The organism is Streptomyces sp. NBC_00193, from assembly GCF_026342735.1.
Lineage (GTDB): Bacteria > Actinomycetota > Actinomycetes > Streptomycetales > Streptomycetaceae > Streptomyces > Streptomyces stoeckheimensis.
Map to the genome: position 1 here is coordinate 5,240,514 of NZ_JAPEMM010000001.1, position 16,944 is coordinate 5,257,457.

Genomic DNA, 16,944 nt, shown 5'->3' on the forward strand with positions numbered 1-16,944 from the left:
GGACCACACATGCGGCTCGGCATCAATCTCGGCTACTGGGGCGCTGGCATGGACGCCGACAACCTGGCCGTCGCGCAGGAGGCCGACCGGCTCGGCTACGACGTCTGCTGGGCCGCGGAGGCCTACGGCTCCGACGCGCCGACCGTGCTCGCCTGGGTCGCGGCCCAGACCGAGCGCATCGACGTCGGCTCCGCGATCCTGCAGATCCCGGCCCGTCAGCCCGCCATGACGGCCATGACGGCCGCCACCCTCGACTCCCTCACCAAGGGCCGCTTCCGGCTCGGCCTCGGCGTCTCCGGACCGCAGGTCTCCGAGGGCTGGTACGGCGTGAAGTTCGACAAGCCGCTCGCGCGGACCCGCGAGTACGTGGAGATCGTCCGCAAGGCGATGACCCGCGAGCGGCTCTCGTACGAGGGCGAGCACTGGACGCTGCCGCTGCCCGGCGGCCCGGGCAAGCCGCTCAAGCTGACCGTGCACCCCGAGCGCGAGCACATTCCGCTCTACATCGCCGCCATCGGGCCCAAGAACCTGGAGCAGACCGGCGAGATCGCCGACGGCGCCCTGCTGATCTTCCCGGCCGCCGAGCACCTGGAGGCCACCGCCCTCACCCACATCCGGGCGGGCCGCGAGAAGGCCGGGCTGACGATGGACGGCTTCGACGTCTGCCCGACCGTGCCGCTGGCCCTCGGCGAGGACGTGGCCGGGCTCGCCGACATGTTCCGTCCGTACACCGCCCTGTACGTGGGCGGCATGGGCAGCCGCAAGCAGAACTTCTACAACCAGCTGGCCCAGCGCATGGGCTACGAGAAGGAAGCCGCCGAGATCCAGGACAAGTACCTGGCCGGCGACAAGCAGGGCGCGGCCGCCGCGGTCCCGCACTCGCTGATCGACTCCACCACCCTGCTGGGCACGGTCGAGCGCATCGCCGACGGGATGCGGGCCTACGCCGAGGCCGGGGTCACCACCCTGACGCTCGCCCCGGCCGGCTTCACCCTGGAGGAGCGCACCGCCGCCCTGCGCGCCGGCGTGGAGGCCATGGAGCTGGCCGGACTGGCCTGAGCTGAGCCCCGGGCCCGGCGAAGCCGTGCGAGGGCGGCGTGAAGAAGGAGAGGCCTGCGGCCGTGGTGGGGGCTCGGGGGGTCTTCCCCGCCACGGCCGACACAGCCAACAACGCGCCGGACGGCCCCCGGGTTACGCGCCGGGGGCCATCTCGGGGGCTTCGTTCATTCGGACGAGTAGCGCGCCCCGCGGGTTGCCCGCCCGGGCGGGCGGAGTTTGACTCGATGCATGCTCTCTGCCCGCAGCCTGTTCCAGGAGATCGTCGAGAACGACGACTCCTTCCAGCTGTTCTGTTCCATCGCCGCCAGCGGGGAGTCCCAGGGCGGCTGGGAGAACGCCCGGATCGCGGCCCTGGTCCCGGACGGCATGCGCGATCTCGCACCCAAGATCACCCGGCACGGAGCCGACGAGGACAAACACGGCCGGATCTTCAACGCCCTGCTGCGCAAGCGCGGCCTGCCGCCCGTTCCGGTCCCGCCCGAGACCGACTACACGATGCTGCTGGAGCGCCGCGGCATCGGCCTCGCGCACGAGAAGCTCCGCCGCGACGAACCCCTGACCGAGCGCGACATCACCGTCTACCTCGCGCACAGCCGGGTCACCGAACAGCGCGCCGCCGACCAGATGGACATGCTGGTCAAGAACTTCGGAGACCACCCCGAGGTCGGCAAGGCCATCCGCATGATCAGCCATGACGAGGACAACCACCTCGCCTACTGCCACGAGGAGCTGCTGCGCCTCGCCCGGGAGGGCCACGGCCGCACCATCCAGCAGGTGCTGAGGGAGAGCGCGCTCGTCGAGATCGGCGTCTACCGGGACGTGAGCCTGGCCGTCATGGGGCACATGGGGCGGCTCCTGCACTGGCCCGCACCGAAGGCGGCCGCGCTGGCCGCCGGGATCCGGGGGATGTACGCGTACGAGAGGCTGGCCGGCTGGCACCGGATGGTCTCCCTGCGCCAGCCGGCCCGCTCGAACGCGCTGGGCGGCCCGGTGACCACGGCGGCCGAGCTCGCGTAGCGGGCCGGTCAGGGGACAGTCAGGGGACAGCCAGGGGCCAGGGAGCGGTCAGAGCCAGCCGCGGCGCTTGAACATCCGGTGCAGGCCCAGACACATGGCCACCATCACCAGCACCACCAGCGGATAGCCCCACCGGTGCTTGAGCTCCGGCATGTGCTCGAAGTTCATGCCGTAGATCCCCGCCACCATCGTCGGCACCGCCGCCATGGCGGCCCAGGCCGAGATCTTGCGCATGTCGTCGTTCTGCCGGACGCCCATCTGCGCCAGGTGCGCGGCCAGCGCGTCCGAGAGCAGCCGGTCCAGGCCCTCGATGTACTCGTTCGCCTTCGTCAGGTGGTCGGCGACGTCGCGGAAGAACGGCTGGGCGTGCTCGTGCACGAAGGGCACGTTCCCGAAGGCGAGCCGGTCCATCGGCGCGAGCAGCGGACTCGTGGCCCGGCGGAACTCCAGCACCTGCCGCTTGAACCCGTAGATCCGGGCGGCGGTGTTCTTGCTGTCCGAGGGATTCGGGGAGAAGACCTCCGCCTCCAGCTCCTCCAGATCCGCCTGGAGCTCGGCGGCCACCTCGATGTAGTGGTCCACCACCGCGTCCGAGACCGCGTACAGCACCGCCGTCGGGCCGTGCTTGAGCACTTCGGGCTCGTGCTCCAGCCGGTGGCGCACGGCCGCCAGCGCGGCCCCCTCGCCGTGCCGGACCGTGACGACGAAGGAGTCGCCGATGAAGAGCATCAGCTCGCCCGCGCTCACCGTGTCGGATGCCTCGTCGTACATCACCGGCTTGAGGACCACGAACAGCGAATCGTCGTAGACCTCCAGCTTCGGCCGCTGGTGCGCGGTCAGCGCGTCCTCCACCGCCAGCGGGTGCAGCCCGAACTCCTGGCTGACGTGCTCGAATTCCTTCTCCGTGGGCTCGTGCATGCCCACCCAGAGGAAGGCGTCACCGGTGGCCCGCGCCTCGTCGAGGGCATCGGAGAAGTCGTCGGGCGCCGCGGAGCGGCGGCCTTCGCGGTACATGGCGCAGTCCACAATCACTCGCGCATTGTTCCCTGCCCGGGCCCCGTCCGCACGCCGGCGGCACCGCTTACCCTTCTGCCATGGCCACGCTGATCCTCGTACGACACGGGCGGTCCACCGCCAACACCGCAGGGCTGCTCGCCGGATGGACCCCGGGGGTGACCCTCGACGAGCACGGAGCCGCACAGGCCGCCGCGCTGCCCGGGCGGCTCGCCGCCGTGCCCCTCGCCGCAGCCGTCACCAGCCCGCTGGAGCGGTGCGCCGAGACCCTGGCCCCGCTGCTGGCGGCCCGGCCCGGACTCGCCCTGCACACCGACGAGCGGATCGGCGAGTGCCACTACGGCGACTGGTCGGGCCGCAAACTCTCGGAACTGTCCGAAGAACCGCTCATGCGCATCGTCCAGCAGCACCCCTCGGCCGCCGCCTTCCCCGGCGGCGAGTCCATGCGCGCCATGCAGGCCCGCGCCGTCGACGCCGTCCGCGACTGGAACGCGCGGATCGAGGAGGAGCACGGCACCGACGCCGTGTACCTGATGTGCTCGCACGGCGACATCATCAAGTCCCTTGTCGCGGACGCCCTCGGCATGCACCTGGACCTCTTCCAGCGGATCCACGTCGACCCCTGCTCGGTCACCGCGATCCGCTACACGCCGACCCGGCCCTTCCTGCTCCGGCTCGGCGACACCGGCGACTTCGCCTCCTTCGCACCCCGCGAAAAGGCCTCGCCGGACGCCGCGGCCGCCCAGGACGACGCGGAAGCGGTCGGCGAGGCGGTCGTAGGGGGTGGTGCGGGCGCGGTGTGATCGAACGGCGCAGTAGGGTGGACGGGCCAACCCATGGGCGCAGCCCTGCCCCTGCCGCCGACGCTTGGAGACTGGACGTGCCCCGTCAGGTGTTCCTCTACGACCCACCGGACCGTTTCGTGGCCGGCACGGTCGGCCTGCCTGGACGCCGTACGTTCTTCCTGCAGGCCTCCACCGGCCCCCGCGTCACCTCCGTCTCCCTGGAGAAGACCCAGGTGGCGGCGCTCGCGGAGCGGATGGAAGAACTGCTGGACGAGGTCGTACGGCGCACCGGGGGCAATGCCCCCGTCCCGGCCGTGGCCCCCGCCGAGGCGACCGACACCGCCCCCCTCGACGTCCCCGTCGAGGAGGAGTTCCGCGTCGGCACCATGGCCCTGGCCTGGGACGGCGAGGACCAGCGCATGATCGTCGAGGCGCAGGCCCTGGTGGAACTCGACGCCGACTCGGAGGAGGACCTCGCCGAGGCGGAGGAGCGGCTGCTCCAGGACGAGGAGAACGGTCCGCCGATGCTCCGCGTCCGCCTCACCGGCGCCCAGGCCCGGGCCTTCACCAAGCGGGCCCTGGACGTGGTCAACGCCGGCCGGCCGCCGTGCCCGCTGTGCAGCCTCCCGCTGGACCCCGAAGGGCACGTCTGCCCGCGCCAGAACGGCTACCGGCGCCAAGCATGAATGCCACGGGGGGAACGCCGGAACTGGAAGAACTGCTGGCCCACGGGGAACTCACCGTCGTCGGCCGGATCCGGGAGGCGTCCAACGCCGTCCTGCTGTGCACCGTCACGCACGGGGGCGCGAGCACCGACTGCGTGTACAAGCCGGTCAAGGGCGAGCGCCCGCTCTGGGACTTCCCCGACGGCAACCTCGCCCAGCGCGAAGTCGCCGCCTACCTGGTCTCCGAGGCCACCGGCTGGGGGCTCGTGCCCCCGACCGTGCTGCGCGACGGACCGTACGGCGAGGGCATGGTCCAGCAGTGGATCGAGACCGGGGAGTCCCCGGAGGCCGAGCTGCTCGCGCTCGTGGACGGCGAGGAGGCGGGGGAGGGCTGGAAGCCCGTCGCCTTCGCCGAGGTCGGCGAGGGCCGCACCGCGCTCCTCGTGCACGCCGACGACGAACGGCTGCGCCGGATGTCCGTCCTCGACGCCGTGATCAACAACGGCGACCGCAAGGGCGGCCACCTGCTGCCCGCCCCCGACGGACGCCTCTACGGCATCGACCACGGCGTGACCTTCCACACCGAGGACAAACTGCGCACCCTGCTCTGGGGCTGGGCGGGGGAGCCGCTGACGGAGGAAGCGGGGTCCGTCCTGACCTCCCTGGAGGCCGCGCTGGCCGCCGGGCAGCCCCTCGCCACCCGACTGGCCGAACTGGTCACCACCGCCGAGCTGGCCGCCGTACGGGCCCGCGTGGCCCTGCTGCTGCGCACCGGGAAGCATCCGCAGCCCTCGGGGCAGTGGCCCGCGATCCCCTGGCCGCCCGTCTGACCGGGCCGGGGCGCGCAGCGGGACACACGCACAGAACCGGCCATGGCGCAAGAGCGCCGATCAGGACAACAGTGCTGGTCCGGTTCGTTTTCGGAACACCCGTCCGGTTAGGCTCGAGACATGCATGCCTGGCCCGCTTCTGAGGTCCCCGCCCTGCCTGGCAAGGGCCGCGACCTCCAGATCCACGACACCGCGACCCAAGGGGCGATCACCCTCGCCCCCGGTCCCGTCGCCCGTATCTACGTCTGCGGGATCACCCCGTACGACGCGACGCACATCGGTCACGCGGCGACCTACAACGCGTTCGACCTCGTGCAGCGCGTGTGGCTCGACACCAAGCGGCAGGTCATCTACGTCCAGAACGTCACGGACGTCGACGATCCACTGCTGGAGCGGGCCCTGCGCGACAACCAGGACTGGACCGAGCTCGCCGAACGCGAGACGGCTCTCTTCCGTGAGGACATGACCGCTCTGCGGATGCTGCCGCCGCAGCACTACATCGGCGCCGTCGAGGCCATACCCGGCATCGTGCCGCTGGTCGAGCGGCTGCGCGACGCGGGCGCCGCCTACGAGCTGGACGGTGACGTCTACTTCTCGGTGGAGTCCGACCCGAACTTCGGCAAGGTGTCCAACCTGGACGCCGAGGCGATGCGGCTGCTGTCGGCCGAGCGGGGCGGCGACCCCGACCGCGCGGGCAAGAAGAACCCGCTCGACCCGATGCTGTGGATGGCGGCCCGCCCGGGCGAGCCGAGCTGGGACGGCGGCTCGCTGGGCCGCGGCCGGCCCGGCTGGCACATCGAGTGCGTGGCCATCGCCCTGGACCACCTGGGGATGACCTTCGACATCCAGGGCGGCGGCTCCGACCTGGCCTTCCCGCACCACGAGATGGGTGCCTCGCACGCCCAGGTCCTGACGGGCGAGTTCCCGATGGCCAAGGCGTACGTACACGCCGGGATGGTGGCCCTGCACGGCGAGAAGATGTCGAAGTCCAAGGGCAACCTGGTCTTCGTGTCGGCGCTGCGCCGGGCCGGCGTGGACCCGGCGGCGATCCGCCTGGCCCTGCTCTCGCACCACTACCGCGCGGACTGGGAGTGGACCGACGAGGTCCTCGCGGAGGCGGTGGCCCGGCTGGGTCGCTGGCGCGCGGCCGTCTCCCGCCCCGACGGCATCCCGGCGGACGACCTGGTCGAGGAGGTCCGCGAGGCCCTCTCCAACGACCTCAACGCCCCTGCCGCCCTCGCGGCCGTGGACCGCTGGGTCGAGCGCCAGCTCGTCACCGACGGCGACGACGAGTCGGCCCCGGGCCTCGTGTCCCGCACGGTCGACGCCCTGCTGGGCGTGGCGCTGTAACCGGGAATTCCAGCCCCTCCGGCGTTTGAGGAGCGGGGTCCGGGGCGGAGCCCCGGGAAACGGCGAAAGGGCGGGGCGGGGAGAAGAACCCCCGCCCCGCCCTTTCGCGGGTCCACCCGGCTACGCCTCCGGAGGCGTCTCGTCCTCGTCCGGCGAGGGAGCCGGAGGGACCGGGGGCTCGTCCCCGGACCCGGACGGCTCCGCCTTCCGCTTCGGCGGCCGCGTCAGCCCGCCGGAGGTGTCCCGCAGGTACGACCCGTCACCCGGCTCCGCACCCGCGGAAGGATCCCGCCGCCGCAAGTACCGCTCGAACTCCCGGGCGATCGCGTCCCCGGACGCCTCCGGCAGGTCCGCGGTGTCCCGCGCCTCCTCCAGCGTCTGGACGTACTCCGCCACCTCGCTGTCCTCGGCGGCCAGTTGGTCCACGCCCAGCTGCCACGCCCGTGCGTCCTCGGGGAGTTCGCCCAGCGGGATCCGGATGTCGATCAGATCCTCCAGCCGGTTCAGCAGGGCCAGCGTCGCCTTGGGGTTCGGCGGCTGGGACACGTAGTGCGGCACCGCCGCCCACAGGGACACCGCCGGCACCCCGGCATGGGTGCAGGCCTCCTGGAGGATGCCCACGATCCCGGTCGGGCCCTCGTACTTGGTCTCCTCCAGGTCCATCGTCCGCGCCAGATCCGCGTCCGAGGTCACCCCGCTGACCGGCACCGGGCGGGTGTGCGGGGTGTCGCCCAGCAGCGCCCCCAGGATGACGACCATCTCCACGCCCAGTTCGTGGGCGAAGCCCAGGATCTCGTTGCAGAACGAACGCCACCGCATGGACGGTTCGATGCCCCGCACCAGCACCAGGTCGCGCGGTTTGGTCCCGCCGATCCGGACCACCGACAGCCGGGTCGTCGGCCACGTGATCTTGCGCACCCCGTTGTCCAGCCACACCGTCGGCCGGTTGACCTGGAAGTCGTAGTAGTCCTCGGCGTCCAGAGCCGCGAAGACCTCGCCCTTCCACTCCCGGTCCAGGTGTGCGACCGCACCGGAGGCCGCGTCACCCGCGTCGTTCCAGCCCTCGAACGCGGCCACCATGACCGGGTCGATCAGCTCGGGCACGCCCTCAAGCTCGATCACCCAGGTCTCCTTCCGAAGTTCCCTTGTGTACGTGGGTCAGCCTAAGCCTTGATGAGGCACCGGCCACAGCCCACGACAGAGGGGCGGTTCCCCCTGGAACCGCCCCTCTGCCCATTCACGCCACCGGCTATGCCTTGCGGGCCAGCATCTCCTCGACCCGGCCGCGCACTTCGGCGCTGTCCAGACCGCGGATCGTCACCGTCGTACGGCGGCGCAGCACGTCGTCCGCCGTCTCGGCCCACTCGTTGTCCCGGGCGTAGGCGACCTGCGCCCAGATCTCCGGACCGTCCGGGTGGATCCGCTCGGCCAGCGCCGGGTCCTCGTTGGCGAGGCGCGCGATGTCGAAGGCCAGCGAACCGTAGTGCGAGGCCAGGTGGCGCGCGGTCAGCGGGTCCATCCGGGAGCCCGGCTCGCGGTCCACGAGCAGCCGGTGCGCCACCGCGTTCGGGTTGGCGACACCGGGCAGCGCGATCCGTCGTACGAGGGACTTCACCGGCTCCATGTCCTCGGTCAGGGGGCTGCCCGGCAGCTTCGCCAGCTTGTCCATGACCACGCGGCCGATGTGCCGGTACGTGGTCCACTTGCCGCCGGCCACCGACAGCATGCCGCCCGCGCCCTCGGAGACGACCGTCTCGCGCTTGGCCTTCTCGACCCCGCCGGGGCCGCCGGGCAGCACGCGCAGGCCCGCGAAGGCGTACGTCATCAGCGAGCGGTCCAGATCCGCGTCCTTCACCGAGAAGGCCGCCTCGTCCAGGATCTGCTGGATGTCGGCCTCGGTGGCGCGCACGTCCGCCGGGTCGCCCTCGTACACCTCGTCCGTGGTGCCCAGCAGCAGCTGGTCCTCCCACGGCAGGGCGAAGGTGATGCGGTACTTGTCGATCGGGGTGGCCATGGCGGCCTTCCACGGCGACTTGCGCTTCATCACGATGTGCGCGCCCTTGGAAAGGCGGATGGACGGCATCGAGTGCTTGTCCTCCATGCGCCGCAGGTGGTCCACCCACGGGCCGGTGGCGTTCAGCACGACACGCGCGTCCACACCGAACTCGGTGCCGTCCAGGCGGTCCTTGAGCTCGGCGCCCGAGACCCGGCCGCGCGTCATGCGCAGACCGGTGACCTCGGCGTGGTTCAGGACGACCGCGCCCGACTCGACGGCCGCGCGGACCGTCATCACGGCGACGCGCGAATCGTTCATCTGGTGGTCGTAGTAGACCGCGACGGCCTTGAGGTCGTCCGTCTTCAGACCCGGGTTGTCGGCGGCGGCACGGGCCGGAGAAATGATCTTGCCCATGCCGTCGCCGAAGCCCGACAGCGCCGAGTACGCGAACACGCCCGCGCCCAGCTTCGCCGCGCCCACCGGACCGCCCTTGTACACCGGGAGGTAGAAGGTGAGCGGGTTGACCAGGTGCGGGGCCACGTCCTTGGCCAGCACCCGGCGCTCGTGGTGGTTCTCGGCGACCAGCTTGACCGAACCGGTCTGCAGGTAGCGCAGGCCGCCGTGGACGAGCTTGGAGGAGGCCGAGGAGGTGGCGCCGGCGAAGTCGCCGGCGTCCACCATGGCGACCCGCAGACCCGACTGCGCGGCGTGCCAGGCCACCGAGGTGCCCAGGATGCCACCGCCGATGACCAGCAGGTCGTACGTGGCCTTGGCCAGCTGCTCACGGGTCTCGGCACGGCTCGCGTTCGAACCGGCGGTCGGGTGCGTACCCAGGGTGGGAACGCTCTGCAGGGTGCTCATATCCGTTGACTCCTACTTACTCGTCGCATTGCGCCGGCCGTGCGGTCAGCTGGCGTCTTCGTCGTCGACCCAGCCCATGGACCGCTCGACGGCCTTGAGCCAGCTCTTGTACTCGCGCTCCCGCTGCTCGGCGGGCATCCGCGGGGTCCACTCCGCCGCGCGGCGCCAGTTGGCGCGCAGGGCGTCGGTGTCGGGCCAGAAGCCGACGGCCAGGCCGGCGGCGTAGGCCGCGCCGAGGCAGGTGGTCTCGGCGACCATCGGGCGCACCACGGGGGCGTCCAGGAAGTCCGAGAGCGTCTGCATCAGCAGGTTGTTGGAGGTCATGCCGCCGTCGACCTTGAGGGCGGCGAGCTCGACGCCCGAGTCCTTGGTCATGGCGTCGGTGATCTCGCGGGTCTGCCAGGCGGTGGCCTCCAGGACGGCACGGGCGATGTGCGCCTTGGTGACGTACCGGGTGAGGCCGGTGATCACGCCGCGGGCGTCGGAGCGCCAGTACGGGGCGAACAGGCCGGAGAAGGCCGGCACGAAGTAGGCGCCGCCGTTGTCCTCGACGGAGGAGGCCAGGGTCTCGATCTCGGCCGCGGACTTGATCAGGCCCATCTGGTCGCGCATCCACTGGACGAGCGAGCCGGTGACGGCGATGGAGCCCTCCAGCGCGTAGACCGGCTGCTGGTCGCCGATCTGGTAGCCGACCGTGGTCAGCAGGCCGCTGTAGGAGTTGATGATCTTGTCGCCGGTGTTCATGAGCATGAACGTTCCGGTGCCGTACGTGGACTTCGCCTCGCCCTCGGCGAAACAGGTCTGGCCGAACAGCGCGGCCTGCTGGTCACCGAGCGCCGAGGCGACCGGGACGCCCGCGAGGACGCCCTCCTTGACGTGGCCGTAGACCTCGGCGGAGGACTTGATCTCCGGGAGGACGTTGAGCGGCACGTCCATGGACTCGGCGATCTTCTCGTCCCAGGCCAGGGTGTGCAGGTTCATCAGCATGGTGCGCGAGGCGTTGGTGACGTCGGTGACGTGCACACCGCCCTGGGCGCCGCCGGTGAGGTTCCAGATGACCCAGGAGTCCATGGTGCCGAAGAGGATGTCCCCGGCCTCGGCGCGCTCGCGCAGGCCCTCGACGTTGTCGAGCAGCCAGCGGACCTTGGGGCCGGCGAAGTAGCTCGCCAGCGGCAGGCCGGTCTCGCGGCGGAAGCGGTCCTGGCCGACGTTGCGGCCGAGCTCCTTGCACAGGGCGTCGGTGCGGGTGTCCTGCCAGACCAGCGCGTTGTGGACCGGCTCGCCGGTGTTCTTGTCCCACATCACGGTGGTCTCGCGCTGGTTGGTGATGCCGACGGCCTTGACGTCCGCCGCGGTGATCTCCGCCTTCGCGATGGCCGAGGCGACGACCTCCTGGACGTTGGTCCAGATCTCGGTGGCGTCGTGCTCGACCCAGCCCGGCTTCGGGAAGATCTGCTCGTGCTCCTTCTGGTCGACGGCGACGATGCGGCCGTCACGGTCGAAGACGATGCAGCGGGAGGAGGTGGTGCCCTGGTCGATCGCGGCGATGAAGGGGCCGGTGCTGGTGGTCATGGTGGCTGCTCCTGGCAGGTGTCGAAGTAGGCGGAATCAGAATGGCGGTGCGGGAGGTGCCGTGGTGCCGATTGCTGATCAGGCGAACGCGATGTTGTACAGACCGCCGGCGAGCGCGGCGCCCGCGAGGGGGCCGAGGACCGGGATCCAGGAGTAGCCCCAGTCCGAGCCGCCCTTGTTGGGCAGCGGCAGCAGGGCGTGGACGATGCGGGGGCCGAGGTCGCGCACCGGGTTGATGGCGTAACCGGTCGGGCCGCCGAGCGAGAGGCCGATGCCGACCACCACGAACGAGGTGATCAGGACGCCGATCACGCCGAGGCCCTTGCCGTCGTCCTGCAGGCCCTGGGTCAGGATGGCCAGGACCAGGACGGCGGTGCCGATGATCTCGGTCGTCAGGTTCTGGACGACGTTGCGGATCTCGGGGCCCGTGGAGAAGATCCCGAGCACCGGGCCGGCCACGTCGTGCGGGTGCGGGTCCTCGGGACCGAGCTTGGCGTCACGGATGTGCTCCGGGTCGGACAGGTGCGCCCGGAACTGGCCGTAGTAGGCGAGCCACATCAGAACCGCGCCGATCATGGCGCCGAGGAGCTGGCCGGCGAAGTAGACCGGAACGTCACCCCACTCGCCGGTCTTGATGGCGATGCCGACGGTGACCGCCGGGTTCAGGTGTGCACCGGAGAGCGGCGCGGAGACGTAGGCGGCGATCAGGACGGCGAAACCCCAGCCGAAGGTGATCGCGAGCCAGCCGGCGCCCCGAGCCTTGGAGCTCTTGAGGGTCAGTGCGGCGCAGACGCCGCCGCCGAGCAGGGTGAGCAGGGCGGTACCGATGGTCTCGCCGATGAAGATGTCGGAGCTGGACACCCGCGACTCCTTTGTCGTTCAGGGGTGGTGGCCGCCGGGTCCCTCCGGCGGTCCACGCACTCGGTGAGTGCTGCACCGGTCCTTGGCCTTGCCACACCCTAACGCGTATTGCCGGTAGGTGTTCGGCATTGCCGACCGATGAACGGCAGTTTTCCGCCCCGGTGAAGCGGGCGTCAAGAGTTGACCAGGCCAATGAGCCGGATCGTTACCGGCCGGTGTGATCGAACAAATTAGGCCATTCGTTGATCATCAAACGCCAAAAACCACCCAAATGCCACTTTTGCGCGGCCATTGGGTGGTTCAGGCGGAGCGATGAGGTCATGCCAAGGTCAGAACCGGCCCGCCCCGAGATCGCGCGAAACCGCCCGCGCGCAGTCCCGTACGGAAGCAATCAGCGACGCCCGGGGCTCTCCGGAGTCCCCGCACACCCGCTCCACGGCGCCCGCGACGGCCACCGCGCCGACCGGCATCCTGCGGCGGTCGTGGATCGGGGCCGCCACCGAGGCGATCCCGTCCCAGGTCTCCTCGATGTCGCTGGCCCAGCCGCGGGCCCGGATCAGCTCCAGGACCTCCTCGAAGCCGGCACCGTCGGTGACCGTCCTGGGGGTGAAGGACTCCCGCTCCACCTCGAGGACCTGCGTGTGCGCCACCGGGTCGTACGCCGACAGCACCTTGCCCAGGGCCGTGGAATGCAGCGGCTGCATGGCCCCCACCTCCAGCACCTGACGGCTGTCGTCGGGCCGGAACACGTGGTGCATGATCAGCACCCCGCTCTTGTGCAGCACCCCCACGTACACGCTCTCCCCGCTCGCGCGGGCCAGATCGTCCGTCCACACCAGGGCGCGGGCCCGCAGCTCGTGGACGTCCAGATAGCTGTTGCCCAGGCGGAGCAGCTCCGCGCCGAGCTGGTAGCGGCCCGAAGCCGGGTCCTGCTCCACGAAACCCTCGGCCTGCAGCGTGCGCAGGATCCCGTGCGCCGTGCCCTTGGCCAGGCCAAGGGAGGAGGCGACGTCCGAGAGCCCCAGCCGGCGCTCGCCGCCCGCCAGGAGTCGCAGCATCGCAGCGGCTCGTTCGAGCGACTGGATGTTCCGTGCCATCGCGCAGCCTCCTGCTGACGTAGTTCGACAATGCTGAACACTATCGGTCGATGCCGACTTTGTGCATGATGAGGGCAGAGTCCACCGATACGAGTGGCCCAGGACACCCCGGCCGGAAGTCGCCGCCCCCCGGGCACAGAATGCAGTCCGCCACGTGGGACACCCTCACCGGGGCCGGGTATGCACCGTTACCCTGGCCGCGTGCACCCTTGACACAGAGGGGGTGCAAAGCCGACAGCCGTCGCATCCCAGGGAGCTCAACCATGGCCTCGTTGCCGAACCCGCCCGCAGACACCCAGACCCGGGCCGATGCCCTCCGCCTGGCACTGAAGACCCGCGTGGTCGTCGCCGACGGAGCCATGGGAACCATGCTCCAGGCCCAGGACCCCACCCTGGACGACTTCGAACAGCTCGAAGGCTGCAACGAGGTCCTCAACGTCACCCGCCCCGACATCGTGGCCAACGTGCACCGCGAGTACTTCGAGGCCGGCGTCGACTGCGTCGAGACCAACACCTTCGGCACGAACTACGCCGCCCTCGCCGAGTACGACATCGCCGACCGCAACCACGAGCTGTCGGTCGCCGGCGCCCGGATCGCCCGCGAGATCGCCGACGAGTACACCGCCTCCACCGGACAGCAGCGCTGGGTCCTCGGCTCGATGGGCCCCGGCACCAAGCTGCCCACCCTGGGCCACATCGACTACGGAACCATCCGCGACGCCTACCAGATCAACGCCGAAGGCCTGATCACCGGCGGCGCCGACGCGCTCCTCGTCGAAACCACCCAGGACCTCCTGCAGACCAAGTCCTCCATCGTCGGCGCCCGCCGCGCCATGGAGGCCCTCGGCGTCTCCGTCCCGCTGATCTGCTCCGTGACCGTGGAGACCACCGGCACGATGCTCCTCGGCTCGGAGATCGGCGCCGCGCTCACCGCGCTGGAGCCCCTGGGCATCGACATGATCGGCCTGAACTGCGCCACCGGCCCCGCCGAGATGAGCGAGCACCTGCGCTACCTCGCGCGCAACTCCCGCATCCCGCTCTCCTGCATGCCCAACGCCGGCCTGCCCGTCCTCGGCAAGAACGGCGCGCACTACCCCCTGTCCGCGAGCGAGCTCGCCGACGCCCAGGAGACCTTCGTCCGCGAGTACGGCCTCTCCCTGGTCGGCGGCTGCTGCGGCACCACCCCCGAGCACCTGCGCCAGGTCGTGGAGCGGGTCCGCGGCCTGAACCCGGCCGTCCGCGACCCCCGCCCCGAGCCCGGCGCTTCCTCGCTCTACCAGACCGTCCCGTTCCGCCAGGACATCTCGTACATGGCGATCGGCGAGCGCACGAACGCGAACGGCTCGAAGAAGTTCCGCGAGGCCATGCTCGAAGCCCGCTGGGACGACTGCGTGGAGATGGTCCGCGACCAGATCCGCGAAGGCGCCCACATGCTCGACCTGTGCGTGGACTACGTCGGCCGCGACGGCGTCGCCGACATGAAGGAACTCGCCGGACGCTTCGCGACCGCCTCCACCCTGCCCATCGTCCTGGACTCCACCGAGGTCCCCGTCCTGCAGGCCGGCCTGGAGAAGCTCGGCGGCCGCGCCGTCATCAACTCCGTGAACTACGAGGACGGCGACGGCCCCGAGTCCCGCTTCGCGAAGGTCACCGGCCTCGCCCAGGAACACGGCGCCGCACTGATCGCCCTGACCATCGACGAGGAGGGCCAGGCCCGCACCGTCGAACACAAGGTCGCCATCGCCGAGCGCCTCATCGAGGACCTCACCGGCAACTGGGGAATCCAGGAGTCGGACATCCTCATCGACACCCTGACCTTCACCATCTGCACCGGCCAGGAAGAGTCCCGCAAGGACGGCATCGCCACGATCGAATCGATCCGCGAGCTCAAGCGCCGCCACCCCGACGTCCAGACCACGCTCGGCCTCTCCAACATCTCCTTCGGCCTCAACCCGGCCGCCCGCGTCCTGCTGAACTCCGTCTTCCTCGACGAGTGCGTCAAGGCAGGCCTGGACTCCGCGATCGTCCACGCCTCCAAGATCCTGCCGATCGCCCGGTTCGACGAGGAGCAGGTCACCACCGCCCTCGACCTGATCTACGACCGGCGCGCCGAGGGCTACGACCCCCTGCAGAAGCTCATGGCCCTCTTCGAAGGCGTCAACACCAAGTCGATGAAGGCCGGCCGCGCCGAGGAACTCCTCGCCCTGCCGCTCGACGAGCGCCTGCAGCGCCGCATCATCGACGGCGAGAAGAACGGCCTGGACGCCGACCTCGACGAGGCCCTCCAGACCCGCCCGGCCCTCGACATCGTCAACGACACCCTCCTGGAGGGCATGAAGGTCGTCGGCGAGCTCTTCGGCTCCGGCCAGATGCAGCTCCCGTTCGTCCTCCAGTCCGCCGAGGTCATGAAGACCGCGGTGGCCCACCTGGAACCGCACATGGAGAAGAGCGACGACGAGGGCAAGGGCACCATCGTCCTGGCCACCGTCCGCGGCGACGTCCACGACATCGGCAAGAACCTCGTCGACATCATCCTGACCAACAACGGCTACAACGTGGTCAACATCGGCATCAAGCAGCCGGTCTCCGCGATCCTCGAAGCCGCACAGGAACACAAGGCCGACGTCATCGGCATGTCCGGCCTGCTGGTCAAGTCCACGGTGATCATGAAGGAGAACCTGGAGGAGCTCAACCAGCGCAAGCTGGCAGCCGACTACCCGGTCATCCTCGGCGGCGCCGCCCTCACCCGCGCCTACGTCGAACAGGACCTCCACGAGATCTACGAGGGCGAGGTCCGCTACGCCCGCGACGCCTTCGAAGGCCTGCGCCTCATGGACGCCCTCATCGCCGTCAAGCGCGGAGTCCCCGGCGCCACCCTCCCCGAACTCAAGCAGCGCCGCGTCGCCAAGCGCGACACCCCGCTCCAGGTCGAGGAGACCGAAGAGCCCGGCGGCCGCTCCGACACCTCCACCGACAACCCCGTCCCCACCCCGCCGTTCTGGGGCACCCGCGTCGTCAAGGGCATCCCGCTCAAGGACTACGCCTCCTGGCTCGACGAAGGCGCCCTCTTCAAGGGCCAGTGGGGTCTCAAGCAGGCCCGCGCCGGCGGAGCCACCTACGAGGAACTCGTCGAGAGCGAGGGACGCCCCCGGCTGCGCGGCCTTCTCGACAAGCTGCACACCGAGAACCTCCTCGAAGCCGCCGTCGTCTACGGCTACTTCCCCTGCGTCTCCAAGGGCGAGGACCTGATCATCCTCGACGAAGCCGGCAACGAGCGGACCCGCTTCACCTTCCCCCGCCAGCGCCGCGGCCGCCGCCTGTGCCTCGCCGACTTCTTCCGCCCCGAAGAGTCCGGCGAGACCGACGTCGTCGGCCTCCAGGTCGTCACCGTCGGCTCCAAGATCGGCGAGGCCACGGCCAAGCTGTTCGAGTCCGACTCCTACCGCGACTACCTGGAGCTCCACGGCCTCTCCGTCCAGCTCGCCGAGGCCATGGCCGAGTACTGGCACGCCCGCGTCCGCGCCGAGCTCGGCTTCGGCGGCGAGGACCCCGCCAAGGTCGAGGACATGTTCGACCTGAAGTACCGCGGAGCCCGCTTCTCCCTCGGCTACGGCGCCTGCCCCGACCTGGAGGACCGCGCCAAGATCGCCGACCTCCTCCAGCCCGAGCGCATCGGCGTCCACCTCTCGGAGGAGTTCCAGCTCCACCCCGAGCAGTCCACCGACGCCATCGTCATCCACCACCCCGAAGCCAAGTACTTCAACGCACGCTGAGACGTAATTCAACGCACATCGAGACGGACCGGCGTACACTAGTCGGTCCCATACAGGCCGGTCA

At 70.5% G+C, this 16,944-nt stretch carries 13 protein-coding genes; 7 read left to right on the forward strand and 6 right to left on the reverse strand.

Going from position 1 to position 16,944, the window contains the following annotated elements; translation table 11 throughout:
* Nucleotides 1-9: 9 nt before the first annotated feature.
* Entirely contained in the window at nt 10-1,059 is a 1,050-nt protein-coding gene (locus tag OG898_RS23385) for an LLM class F420-dependent oxidoreductase (protein WP_266959037.1), read from the forward strand.
* A gap of 228 nt (nt 1,060-1,287) precedes the next feature.
* A complete protein-coding gene (locus tag OG898_RS23390; protein WP_250740339.1) occupies nt 1,288-2,076 on the forward strand; it encodes a ferritin-like domain-containing protein in 789 nt (262 codons plus the stop codon).
* A gap of 48 nt (nt 2,077-2,124) precedes the next feature.
* On the opposite strand, the gene corA is transcribed toward OG898_RS23390, so the two are convergent.
* Nucleotides 2,125-3,108 carry a magnesium/cobalt transporter CorA gene (gene corA, locus OG898_RS23395; RefSeq protein WP_250740340.1) on the reverse strand — a complete coding sequence of 328 codons (984 nt, stop codon included), beginning with the start codon at nt 3,106-3,108 and terminating at the stop codon, nt 2,125-2,127.
* A 62-nt stretch (nt 3,109-3,170) separates the two neighbouring features.
* Here corA and OG898_RS23400 point away from each other — a divergent pair, with 62 nt between their 5' ends.
* The 4 genes from OG898_RS23400 to mshC all read left to right on the forward strand — a co-directional run bounded on the left by OG898_RS23400 (nt 3,171) and on the right by mshC (nt 6,720).
* The gene (locus tag OG898_RS23400; protein WP_266959040.1) at nt 3,171-3,893 is read left to right on the forward strand and encodes a histidine phosphatase family protein; all 723 of its coding nucleotides are present in this window, start codon (nt 3,171-3,173) and stop codon (nt 3,891-3,893) included.
* Between the two features lie 77 nt (nt 3,894-3,970).
* Nucleotides 3,971-4,561 (forward strand): DUF3090 domain-containing protein, encoded by a 591-nt coding sequence (locus OG898_RS23405; protein ID WP_243333987.1) that lies wholly within the window; start codon nt 3,971-3,973, stop codon nt 4,559-4,561.
* Nucleotides 4,558-5,370, forward strand: a complete 813-nt coding sequence (locus tag OG898_RS23410; RefSeq protein ID WP_250740342.1) for an SCO1664 family protein — start codon at nt 4,558-4,560, stop codon at nt 5,368-5,370. The genes OG898_RS23405 and OG898_RS23410 overlap by 4 nt, the downstream gene beginning before the upstream one ends.
* Nucleotides 5,371-5,490: 120 nt before the next feature.
* Complete coding sequence (gene mshC, locus OG898_RS23415; RefSeq protein ID WP_250740343.1) at nt 5,491-6,720, forward strand: cysteine--1-D-myo-inosityl 2-amino-2-deoxy-alpha-D-glucopyranoside ligase; 1,230 nt, start codon at nt 5,491-5,493, stop codon at nt 6,718-6,720.
* A gap of 120 nt (nt 6,721-6,840) precedes the next feature.
* On the opposite strand, the gene OG898_RS23420 is transcribed toward mshC, so the two are convergent.
* From OG898_RS23420 to OG898_RS23440, 5 genes are all read right to left on the reverse strand, one after another.
* Nucleotides 6,841-7,842, reverse strand: a complete 1,002-nt coding sequence (locus tag OG898_RS23420; protein ID WP_250740344.1) for a PAC2 family protein — start codon at nt 7,840-7,842, stop codon at nt 6,841-6,843.
* 127 nt (nt 7,843-7,969) lie between these two features.
* On the reverse strand, nt 7,970-9,577 hold the full coding sequence (locus tag OG898_RS23425) for a glycerol-3-phosphate dehydrogenase/oxidase (RefSeq protein ID WP_266959043.1): 1,608 nt from the start codon (nt 9,575-9,577) through the stop codon (nt 7,970-7,972).
* A 45-nt stretch (nt 9,578-9,622) separates the two neighbouring features.
* Nucleotides 9,623-11,149 (reverse strand): glycerol kinase GlpK, encoded by a 1,527-nt coding sequence (gene glpK, locus OG898_RS23430; RefSeq protein ID WP_266959045.1) that lies wholly within the window; start codon nt 11,147-11,149, stop codon nt 9,623-9,625.
* A 78-nt stretch (nt 11,150-11,227) separates the two neighbouring features.
* Nucleotides 11,228-12,010: an MIP/aquaporin family protein gene (locus OG898_RS23435; protein WP_266959047.1), complete on the reverse strand. Its 783-nt coding sequence runs from the start codon at nt 12,008-12,010 to the stop codon at nt 11,228-11,230.
* A gap of 329 nt (nt 12,011-12,339) precedes the next feature.
* A complete protein-coding gene (locus OG898_RS23440) occupies nt 12,340-13,107 on the reverse strand; it encodes an IclR family transcriptional regulator (protein WP_250740348.1) in 768 nt (255 codons plus the stop codon).
* A 263-nt stretch (nt 13,108-13,370) separates the two neighbouring features.
* On the opposite strand from OG898_RS23440, the gene metH reads away from it, so the two are divergent.
* Nucleotides 13,371-16,880, forward strand: a complete 3,510-nt coding sequence (gene metH, locus OG898_RS23445; RefSeq protein WP_266959049.1) for a methionine synthase — start codon at nt 13,371-13,373, stop codon at nt 16,878-16,880.
* Nucleotides 16,881-16,944 lie beyond the last annotated feature (64 nt).

Bases quoted from the DNA above. Each gene is read 5' to 3' on its own strand.
- OG898_RS23385 (WP_266959037.1), top strand. From the start codon at position 10: ATGCGGCTCGGCATCAATCTCGGCTACTGGGGCGCTGGCATGGACGCC.
- OG898_RS23390 (WP_250740339.1), top strand. From the start codon at position 1,288: ATGCTCTCTGCCCGCAGCCTGTTCCAGGAGATCGTCGAGAACGACGAC.
- OG898_RS23400 (WP_266959040.1), top strand. From the start codon at position 3,171: ATGGCCACGCTGATCCTCGTACGACACGGGCGGTCCACCGCCAACACC.
- OG898_RS23410 (WP_250740342.1), top strand. From the start codon at position 4,558: ATGAATGCCACGGGGGGAACGCCGGAACTGGAAGAACTGCTGGCCCAC.
- mshC (WP_250740343.1), top strand. From the start codon at position 5,491: ATGCATGCCTGGCCCGCTTCTGAGGTCCCCGCCCTGCCTGGCAAGGGC.
- OG898_RS23425 (WP_266959043.1), bottom strand. From the start codon at position 9,577: ATGAGCACCCTGCAGAGCGTTCCCACCCTGGGTACGCACCCGACCGCC.
- glpK (WP_266959045.1), bottom strand. From the start codon at position 11,149: ATGACCACCAGCACCGGCCCCTTCATCGCCGCGATCGACCAGGGCACC.
- OG898_RS23440 (WP_250740348.1), bottom strand. From the start codon at position 13,107: ATGGCACGGAACATCCAGTCGCTCGAACGAGCCGCTGCGATGCTGCGA.
- metH (WP_266959049.1), top strand. From the start codon at position 13,371: ATGGCCTCGTTGCCGAACCCGCCCGCAGACACCCAGACCCGGGCCGAT.